This is a genomic window from Gordonibacter sp. 28C, from assembly GCF_003339845.1.
In the GTDB taxonomy this organism is placed as follows: domain Bacteria; phylum Actinomycetota; class Coriobacteriia; order Coriobacteriales; family Eggerthellaceae; genus Gordonibacter.
Window position 1 is genome coordinate 19,985 of sequence record NZ_PPTR01000022.1, and the last position, 9,430, is coordinate 29,414.

The window sequence follows — 9,430 nt, forward strand, 5'->3', positions numbered from 1 at the left end:
AGAAACGATACCCGTGGACCACTTCACCGATAGGGAATTCGAACGCGCCTCCGCGTATCTGAGTCGCACGTACGGACTCGACATGCGCTCGAAGCGCGTGATGCTCGAATGTCGTCTATCCCGCGAACGCGACCGCTTGGGCCTGCCCTCGTTCGACTCCTACCTCAACATGGTGGAATCGGGCAAGAACCCCGAGGCGAGCGCACGCTTCATCGACCTGGTGACTACCCATTACACCTACTTCTTCCGCGAGCGCAAGCAGTTTGAGTTTTTACGGGACACCGCATTTCCCAAGTTGGAGCGCGGACGTCGTCGGCGCCGGTGGAACATCCTGTGCGCCGGCTGCTCAACCGGCGAGGAATGCTACAGCGTGTCGATGCTCGTGGAGGACTACGCGCAAACGCATCGCATACCGCCCGTCCGCATCCACGGCATCGACGTGTCCGAGCCGGCGTTGCGCGAGGCGCGGGCGGCCGTCTATCCCGCATCGCGCGTGGACAAGGCGCCGCACCGCTGGATGATGTCCTACTTCGCCAAGAGCGATGAGGGCTACGCCGTAACCGACCGCATCCGCAAGCGCGTGTCGTTCGAGTGCGCGAACCTCAGCGACCCGGACCCCCTGTCGGGCACCTACGACCTCATTCTGTGCCGCAACGTCATCATCTACTTCGACGAGCGGGCGCGAAGCCGCACGCTGAACACGCTGCACCGCCACCTGGCCCCCTCGAGCTACCTGGTGCTCGGCCATGCGGAAATCATGCGCGACCGCGCCCCGTTCTCCTACTGCGGAGACTCCATATACCAAAAGCAAGCGGAAGAGACCCCCTTATGAAACAGAAGCCTGCCGGCATGAGCATCAGCCGCATACTGATGCTGTCCTACGTTATAGTCATCGCCTTGTTCGTCGTATCCACCGGCGTGGCCCTCGTGTCCGTGCACCAGAACGCCGCCACCACCAAGGAATTCCACCAGCGTCCGTATCAGGTGACGAAGAGCGCCATCGCCCTGCGCAGCACGGTGGAGGAGATGTCGGGTTACCTGGGCCAGCTGGCCAACATCGACGATCCCAGCGACCAGAAGCGCTTGATAGTCGTCATCGACGATCTTTCCGAAGAGCGCACGACGGAATTCGACGCCATCTCGTCCGTGTTCGTCGCCAATAAAGACCTGCTGGCACGGTTCTCCGAAGCGAACGACAGCCTGATATCCCTGCGCAACGACATTATCGACGCGGCCGAGACGGGCGACAACGAGCGCGCCGTCCTGCTGTACAACCGCGACTACCTCCCCCAAAAAGAAATCACCATGGAGCTGGCTTCCGAGATCGTGGACACGGCCGAATCGGTTGGAGCGAGCTTCGTGGATCGGTCAAGCACGTTGGAGAGGACGACCTCGATTGCCATCGTGGCGCTCGGACTGGTGATGATCGCGGTGGTGGTGCTCATGTGGAGGCGCATCACCCGGGCCATCACCGTTCCCGTGAACAAGATACGGCAAGCATCGGCGCGCGTGGCGGAGGGCGACCTCACCGCACGCATCGACTACGCCTCCAACAACGAACTGGGCGCCGTGGCCGAGTCCGTCAACGAGACCGTCGCCTCGCTGCGCTTGACGGTGGAGCGCCTGAGCGAAACCGCCGAACAGGTCGCCCGCTCGTCGTCGCAGATGTCCGACGGCGCGCAAGCCGTTGCCCAGGGGTCGGCCGAACAGGCCATGGCCATCGAGGAGCTGGCCACGAACGTGCAGGGCATCACGCAGGTGGCGGAAGGGAACAACGAGAGCGTGGTCGCGGTGAACGAGAGCACGGCCGACGTGGTGGCGGCCGTCGAGCGCAGCAACGACCAGATAGCCAAAACGGCGGAGGTTATCGAGGAGATCAAGGCCAGCACCCGCAGCATATCGCAGCTGGCAAACTCCATCGAGGACATCTCGTTCCAGACGAACATCCTCGCCCTCAACGCATCGGTGGAGGCGGCGCGCGCCGGAGAGGCCGGGCGCGGCTTCGCCATCGTGGCCGAGGAGATCAGGCGCTTGGCCACCCAGGTGAGCGAGGCGTCGCGCGCCGCCGACGAGCTGGCCGTGCGCGCCACCGCCAACATCGAAAACGGCAGCGGCATGATAGGGGTCACGTCGCGCAACATGGAGAGCGCCGTGACGTCCACCGAGGGGATCAGGGACATGATGGCCGCCATCGCGCTGGCATCCTCGCAGCAGATGGAAGCCGTCGCCCAGATACAAGAGAGCCTGGACAGTCTGTCCGAAGTGGTGCAGGAGAACTCGGCGGCGTCCGAAGAAAGCGCCGTCATCGGAGAAGAGCTGGCCGAGCAGGCAGGCGACCTCAAAGACCTCATTCATCGATTCACCTTGAAAAAGGGCGTGGAGGGCCGGGACGGCGGCGAGCGGTGAATCAAGCGAGCGGCGGCCTCGCAACCGCATCCCCGGCAATGCCCGAAACGTCCACGGCGGGCCACGAGGAAGCCGAAGACCTGCGCGCGGCGAACGCCGAGCTAAAGAGGCAGCTCGCCCTTATGCGCGGTCTGGCTTTTCGCGACCAGCTCACCGGCCTTTTCAGCCGTCATTACCTGACCGACTTCCTTGCGCGGGAAATCGAGGAAACCAGCCGCGAATCGAACACGGTGCTGGCCCTGTGCGACATCGACGACTTCAAGATCATCAACGACGTGCGCGGCCACCAATCCGGCGACATAGCCATCGTCTGCATCGCCGACATCCTCGACGATTTGGCCGGCGGGCAGCCGGTCATCCGCTGGGGCGGCGAGGAGCTGCTCGTTGTGCTGTTCTCCACCACCGATCAGGAGGCGCTTCGTTTGTGCAACCGCATGCGTGACGAGGTGGCGGCCTACCGCATGGACGACGGCTTGGGAGAGTTCTCGTGCACGATCACGTTCGGGCTGAGCTCTTACGACCCCGCCCTGACGTTCACCGAGAACTTCGCGCGAACCGATCGGGCGCTGTACCGCGGCAAGGAAACCGGCAAGAACCGCTGCGTGCTCGCGCAGCCCGACCTTGCGGAATAGGGGAAGCGCAACGTGGAGCGGCAAGAACGCATCGTGCAAGTCATGCTCAAACCCAACTGCGGCCTGGAGAACACGAGGGCCTCGCTGGTGGTGCGCAGGATCGCGCCGTTGTGCGACACGGTTTCATGCCACCCCCGTACCGTCAAAAGCGACCGGAGAACCATAGACTACCTGCGCGACCACGGCTTGTTCGTGCGCTTCGCCACGAACAAGCCCGAGCAGGTGCTGCTCGCCATCAAAGGCGCGTTCTTCGTGGACAGCTGCACGCTCGTGGACGACCCCGCGTCCATCCCTCCTTTCGCCGCGCCCGCGGACAGCACCGAGACGGAAGCGGGTTCGCTCGGCGCCTCCTCCCCCTTCGCCGACCACGACGAGCGAGGCGAGCGCGACGACGAGCTGGCCGACCTGCTCGCGCGATTCGAGGGAATCCACCACGTGCTGCGCTCCCACCTGCAAAGCAACCCGCACGACCGCGTGCTCAACGATGCCGTGTTCTCGCATGCCCAGGCCCTCGACGCGCTGCGCACGGCCGTCGAGCGGTCGCGCATCGAGCCGTTCGATCGGATAGCGCCGTCGCTGCACGCGTTGGCCGACGACTACAGCAAACGCTTCGGCGTGGCCGTGAGGCTCGACGTCGCCGAAGGGCGCGTCGCCCTCGACCGGTCCGTGCTGGCCTCGATGGAAGAGATCATCAAGTGCGTCATCCGGTCCTGCATACGCGACGGCATCGAAAGCCCTGACAAGCGCTTGGCTGCGGGAAAGCCGGAATGCGCCACCATCCGCCTGCGCGTGGAGAACGACGGTTCGGACGTCGTCTGCCGCATCGAGCACGACGGAACCCCGTTCAGCGCGAAGGACGTCGGCGAGCTGGCCTTCCGCCGAGGACTGCTGACCCGACCGCTCGACACGTACACCGACGAGGAAATCGGCTCGTTCCTGCTGATGCCCCGGTTCGTCCGCACCGGCACCGGCTCCAAGAGCGACGCGCTTTCCCGCTTCAGCGAAATAGGTTCCATGCTCCGGCACGTGGGAGGACACGGAAAGGTGCGCAACACCGAACGGGGCACCATGGAGATAGCGCTCTACTTCCCCGTGCCGTTCACCGTGCTCGAAGTGGCGCTTCTGCGCACGGGCGAGACGCTGTTCGCGCTGCCCGCCCAGCAGATCAAGCGATTCGAGGCGTTCCTCGAAGATCGACTGGAAGCGAGCAAGGCGCAAGGCGACGGCGCCTGCGCCGATCGTTTCTTCTATGCGAGCGAGGACGACGGGCTCTACGAACTGCTGAACTGGCGGGAAGGCTCCTCGCCTATCGACGCCGCGGATCCGAGGTTCGCCATCCTCCTGGACGTGCTGGGAGCAAAGCGCGCCCTGGTCGTCGACGCCGTGGACGGCTACGAGCGGGTTTCGGTGAACCAGCTGCCGCAGCTGCTCGACCGCGGCGCGGCGCGCGCGATGGGATGCATCGGCTACGCCATGCTGGAGGACGGGTCCCCTCGCGCCGTGGTGAGCGCCCGCCGCTTTCTGAGCGCCTCGAACGAGGGAGGGAGGGGCCATGCGTGACCGCGAGCAACGCCTGCGCTGGATAGAGAAGCTCATCGGCACCGAGCATCTCGGGGCCAGCCGGAACAACGCCTTGGTCATTCCCACCTCTGCGGGAAACACTGCCGTCGCGTTCTCCTCCTTGGTGGAGGTTCAGCCGGCCGACAACGTGCAGCCTTTCGCCTTCCTGCCCGATGAGTTCTGCGGCGTGGTGAGGCACGGCAGCACCCTGGCTCCCGTCATAGACACCGGGGGGACGTCCGGCGTGGCTGCCCACGTCGTGCTTGCCGAGGGCAGCGGATGCCTGTTGGGCCTGCGGTTCCGCGGCGCGCCGTTCGTGGTGGACCTCGACGAAACCGATCACGAGCTCATCGACATCCGCTACTACGACGTCCTGCGCGAGGACAAGCTGGCCCTGCTCGACGTGAACGCCGCGGTAGACGTTCTGCTGGCCAAGGATTGACGTCGGCTACCGCGGGCCGGTCGCCGCGGCGGCGGCCTCGGCCGCATCGTCCTTCCCCGCGTCCTTGGGGGAACGCAGCACGAACAGCGAGGCGACGAACGCCGCGGCGTTGAGCGCGACCATCGTCCAGAACGCCGCGTCGAAACCGAGCGAGGCGCCGCCCTCCACGCCGGCCTGCACCGCCGACGCCGAGACCCCCGTCATGATGGTGACGAACACGGCCGTGCCGAGCGCGCCCATGATGGAGCGCATGGTGTTGTTCATGGCCGTGCCGTGCGGGATGAGCGCGATCGGCAGGCTGTTCAGGGCCGACGTGGTCAGCGGCATGGACACCATCGATTGCCCGGCCATGAGCACGGCATAGGAAGCCCCGATGTAGAGCATGCCGCTGCCCGTTTCCGCGTGCGCGAGCAGAAACGTGCCCGCCATCACTAGGAACAGGCCCACCGGCGCCAGCACCCGCGCGCCGAACCGGTCGAACACGCGGCCGTTGAGGGGCGACAGCACGCCCATGACGATGCCGCCCGCCATGAGCGTCATACCCGAATCGAGCGCCGAGAAGCCCGCCATGTTCTGCATGAACATGGGCAGCATGGTGGCCGCGCCCATGAACGAGGACCACGCCACCACCACCAGGACCATCGACACGGTGAACGTGCGGAACTTGAACACGCGAACCTCGAGCATGGGCTCTTCCAGATGCAGCTGGCGCGCAACGAACCACGCGAGCGAGGCTGCCGCCACCGCCAGCGTGCCGACGAGCACCGGGCTGCCCCAGCCCAGCGTCCCCACCATGCTCAAGCCGTACAGCAGCCCGCCGAAACCGAGCGAGGACAGCACCACCGACGGCACGTCGAGGCACGGGTTCGAGCGCTCGCCCACGTTCCGCACCACGAAGAACGCCACCAGAAGGTCGGCTGCGATGATGGGCAGCAGCAGCAAGAACAGCGCCTGCCACGGGAAGCTGTCGACGATCCACCCCGAGATCGTGGGGCCCATAGCCGGCGCGAACGCCACCACCAGGCCGAAGAAGCCCATGGCCGTGCCCCGCTTGCCGGCCGGGAACAAGGTGAACAGCACCGTCTGCATGAGCGGCATGGTGATGCCCGCCCCCAGCGCCTGCACGATGCGACCCGCCAACAGCATCTCGAAGAACCGCGCCGAAGCGCACAGCACGGTTCCGGCGGCGAACAGCCCGAGCGCTGCGAAGAACAGCGCGCGCGTGGAGAAGCGGCGTATCAGATAGGCCGTGACGGGCACCATGATGCCGTTGGCCAGCATGAAGGCCGTCGTCAGCCACTGCGCGGCGCTGCTCTCCACCGAGAACACGCCCATGAACGTGGGAATGGCCGTGGTCATGAGGTTCTGATTGAGGATGGAGATGAACGAGCCCACCATCATCACGGCCACGATGGCAACGGCCCTGCGGGGTATCTTGTCGGTGTCGGCGTTCGCTTGGTCCATGCTGCCGCTCCTCAGCGTTGCAGGCCCATCGTGCATGGGGTATTATAACCGGAGAATACTCCGGTTATAATAAGCGGAGTATTCTCCGGTTGTCAAGCCCATGCGGACGAAAGCGAGCGATTTCACGATGAACGACCAAGCCCCGCGCCGGGAGCGCCAAGACGCCGTGAAGAACCGCGCGCGCATCCTCGAGGCGGCGCAGGACCTGTTCGCGAGCGAAGGCGTGGAGAACGTCAGCATGAACCGCATAGCACAGGCGGCGGAGGTGGGCGCGGGAACGCTCTACCGCCATTTCGGCAGCAAAAGCGATCTGTGCTTCGCGCTCATGCAGGACCAGCTTGTCCAGCTGGCGGATCAGCTGGCCGACCTGTCCAACGCGGGAGGCGACGACCCGCAGGCAACGCTCGAAACGATGGTGCTGCACTACCTTCGCTTCAAGGAAAGCAAAAGGCCCCTGTTCAAGGGCATGGAGCAGGCGGTGCTGTGCGCGAAATGCCCTCAGCAGGGCCCTGTGTACGAATCGTTGAACAGGCCCTTCTCCCGCCTGTTCGAGCGCGCCGCAGGCGGCGGCGCGCTCGACCCAGCGGGCGCGGTGTTTCGGGCCGACATGCTGCTGGCCGCGCTCGTCGGCGACTCGCTCCAACTCCAACGCGCGTCGCGCGGCCTCGCCCTCGACGAGCTCGCAGCCAAGGTGGCCGCCGTGTTCTATCCGAAAGGCTAGCCAACCTGCGCGGCAACCTGGTCGAGCGCGCCGGCGAACGCGTCCGCGTGCTCGTAATGCACGTCGTGGCCCGACTCGATGACGACGGTTTCGCAGTTCGCCACCAGATCCTGCACGCGGGCCGCGTCTTCGTCGGAGTTGGCGGCGTACAGCAGGCCGTCCTCCCCGTAGTTCGTCTTCGCCTTCAGGTACACGACGGGGCACGCGATGCGGCTCAGCAGGTCGGCCTGGTCGACGCCGTCGAACCACGTGCCGTCGTAGAACGTCTCGCCGAACCGCACGTCGAAGTCGTCGTAGAAGTACAGGCCGCGCACCCAGTCGTGCGGCACCCAGGCCAGCGTGAGGTGCGCGTCGGGATTCGCCGCGCGCTCCTGCGCCGTCCACTCCGCGACCTTCGGCTGCAAGCCCCCGAACAGGCCGAACAGGTAGCTGTGCTGCGCGTAGTAGACGGCCAGATCGGCAACGTCGTCTTGCTGGAGGAACGCATGCGACACCTCGAAGCCGTCTTTCCACACGAAGCAGCCGGGCTCTTGCTGCATCTCGGCCGGCGTCACGCGGAAGAACGGCGGATCCTCCAGCATGCACCCCGTCACGTTCTCGGCGTCGTTGGCGGCCAGCCACGCGGCGATGATGCCGCCCGACGAATGGCCGGACACGAGGTACGGTCCGCCGACCTCCTGCGCGGCGAAGGCCTTGAGCGCCTCGCCGATGGCCTGACACGAGTAGAGCGCCTCGTCGTGGCTCGACTCGCCGTGCCCGAAGCAGTCGACGGCGAACACGTGGTAGCGCGCAGCCAGGTCGGGCAGCGCACGCGCGTAGTCCTCCCACTGCATGCCCTGGCCGTGCACGAGCACGAGCGCCGGGCCGTTGTCGGGGCCTTCGGCGTAGTTGACGACGGCCGCCACGCTGCGGGCGTTCCCCTCGGCCACCGGGAGCGCCTCGCTCGACGCCGTTACGCCATCGGGCGTCGCCTCTTCGCCAGCCTCCGCCCCGCTGCCGGACGCCGATTCGCCGTCGAGCACGACTTCGACCGTCGCCTGCTTCTCCACGAAGCCGGCCGCGTACGCCCTCGCAAGGTCGCGCTCCTCGCCGTGCCGGTTGCCGTCCATGTACACGGCCAAGGCGATCGCCCCGCATACCGCGAGAATCCCCACGACGATTGCTGCGATCATGACGGCCCTCCTTGCCCGCGACGCCCGCGTGCGGTTTCCATCCGCTTCCATACCCGCCCCGTTCCGCCGTGCCGCAAGGGCGGCACGTGCTATCGATCGACCATGTTGCGGAGCATCGACACGCGGTCCATGAACTCGTCGGCTTTTAGAATGGCGAGGCCCTGCTCCTCGTCGCCCAACACCAACAGCGCGTCGCCGGCCTCGATGCCGAACAGCTCGCGCGCCTGCTTGGGAATGACGATCTGACCGCGCTCGCCCACCGTGACGGTGCCGAACAGGTGCTTGCCGCGCGGCGGCATGGGCAGCACCGTGCCCTGCGGGTCGAAGCCCACGAGCGCGTCGAGCGACACGTCGAGCGCCTCGGCCAGCGCACCCGCGTTCGCCAGGTCGGGCGTCGACTCTCCCGTCTCCCACTTCGTCACCGTTTGACGCGATACGCCCAGGCGCTCGGCCAGCTGCTCCTGCGTGAGCCCGACCGCCTTGCGTCTGCTCTGAATGTTCGAACCGATCATGTTTTTCATACTCCTTGCGTCCATGGTAAGCCGCCAACCAACCTCGATCCACCAACCGATGATGACAGATTCCGCGACGCGTGTCGCCTTTCGATTGCACGACGGGACCGGCTTCCCCGTGCCGAGCGACCAATCGGCACGCCACGGGCGAGTTCCCGCGGCCTTGTCTCGCCCTCCTGCGCACGACAGTTTTAATATCTACGAGGTGCGCCCATTCTGAGAACGACTCCTTCGGCGAAAACGTCGCCTCTGCGAATTCCCTTCGCCGGCCTTTCGTCGGCCGCGCGGACGTGCTAAACTACAGGAAGCGATGCCCCGGCATACCGGGCGGCATCATGTTAGGCTAAACCGGGTTGCTCTTGGCTGAGGCCCGGTTTTTTCTAATATGAGTAGAAGGGTTATAGGCCAAAATTTGTACCTTGAGTCTAATCGTAATCAATACGGTAGGGACCTGTTGTGTGAAGCTCGTGCCATGAGACTGCATTACCCCATCTAAGTATCGCTTCATCTCTTTCTTGGAG

General features: G+C 65.5%; 9 protein-coding genes. 6 read left to right on the plus strand and 3 right to left on the minus strand.

Going from position 1 to position 9,430, the window contains the following annotated elements; all coding sequences use genetic code 11:
• Nucleotides 1-13 precede the first annotated feature (13 nt).
• The 5 genes from C1878_RS16210 to C1878_RS16230 are packed head-to-tail and all read left to right on the plus strand — an operon-like array spanning nucleotide 14 to nucleotide 5,040.
• Nucleotides 14-832: a protein-glutamate O-methyltransferase CheR gene (locus tag C1878_RS16210; RefSeq protein ID WP_114602601.1), complete on the plus strand. Its 819-nt coding sequence runs from the start codon at nucleotides 14-16 to the stop codon at nucleotides 830-832.
• Nucleotides 829-2,406, plus strand: coding sequence for a methyl-accepting chemotaxis protein (locus C1878_RS16215; protein ID WP_114602602.1), 1,578 nt, complete (start codon nucleotides 829-831; stop codon nucleotides 2,404-2,406). Before C1878_RS16210 ends, C1878_RS16215 begins: the two co-directional genes overlap by 4 nt.
• Entirely contained in the window at nucleotides 2,403-3,038 is a 636-nt protein-coding gene (locus tag C1878_RS16220; protein WP_241963799.1) for a GGDEF domain-containing protein, read from the plus strand. Before C1878_RS16215 ends, C1878_RS16220 begins: the two co-directional genes overlap by 4 nt.
• Nucleotides 3,039-3,050: 12 nt before the next feature.
• The gene (locus C1878_RS16225; protein WP_114602604.1) at nucleotides 3,051-4,598 is read left to right on the plus strand and encodes a chemotaxis protein CheA; all 1,548 of its coding nucleotides are present in this window, start codon (nucleotides 3,051-3,053) and stop codon (nucleotides 4,596-4,598) included.
• On the plus strand, nucleotides 4,591-5,040 hold the full coding sequence (locus tag C1878_RS16230; protein WP_114602605.1) for a bifunctional autolysin: 450 nt from the start codon (nucleotides 4,591-4,593) through the stop codon (nucleotides 5,038-5,040). Before C1878_RS16225 ends, C1878_RS16230 begins: the two co-directional genes overlap by 8 nt.
• Before the next feature lie 6 nt (nucleotides 5,041-5,046).
• Here C1878_RS16230 and C1878_RS16235 read toward each other — a convergent pair whose 3' ends face one another.
• Nucleotides 5,047-6,504 (minus strand): MDR family MFS transporter, encoded by a 1,458-nt coding sequence (locus tag C1878_RS16235; RefSeq protein WP_158539852.1) that lies wholly within the window; start codon nucleotides 6,502-6,504, stop codon nucleotides 5,047-5,049.
• 127 nt (nucleotides 6,505-6,631) lie between these two features.
• Between C1878_RS16235 and C1878_RS16240 the strand changes: the two genes are divergently transcribed.
• Nucleotides 6,632-7,225: a TetR/AcrR family transcriptional regulator gene (locus tag C1878_RS16240; RefSeq protein ID WP_158539853.1), complete on the plus strand. Its 594-nt coding sequence runs from the start codon at nucleotides 6,632-6,634 to the stop codon at nucleotides 7,223-7,225.
• On the opposite strand, the gene C1878_RS16245 is transcribed toward C1878_RS16240, so the two are convergent.
• Both C1878_RS16245 and C1878_RS16250 read right to left on the minus strand, forming a co-directional pair.
• On the minus strand, nucleotides 7,222-8,397 hold the full coding sequence (locus C1878_RS16245) for an alpha/beta fold hydrolase (protein WP_114602608.1): 1,176 nt from the start codon (nucleotides 8,395-8,397) through the stop codon (nucleotides 7,222-7,224). The two genes, C1878_RS16240 and C1878_RS16245, sit on opposite strands and share 4 nt — an antisense overlap.
• An 89-nt stretch (nucleotides 8,398-8,486) precedes the next feature.
• Entirely contained in the window at nucleotides 8,487-8,909 is a 423-nt protein-coding gene (locus tag C1878_RS16250) for a helix-turn-helix domain-containing protein (RefSeq protein WP_114602609.1), read from the minus strand.
• Nucleotides 8,910-9,430 lie beyond the last annotated feature (521 nt).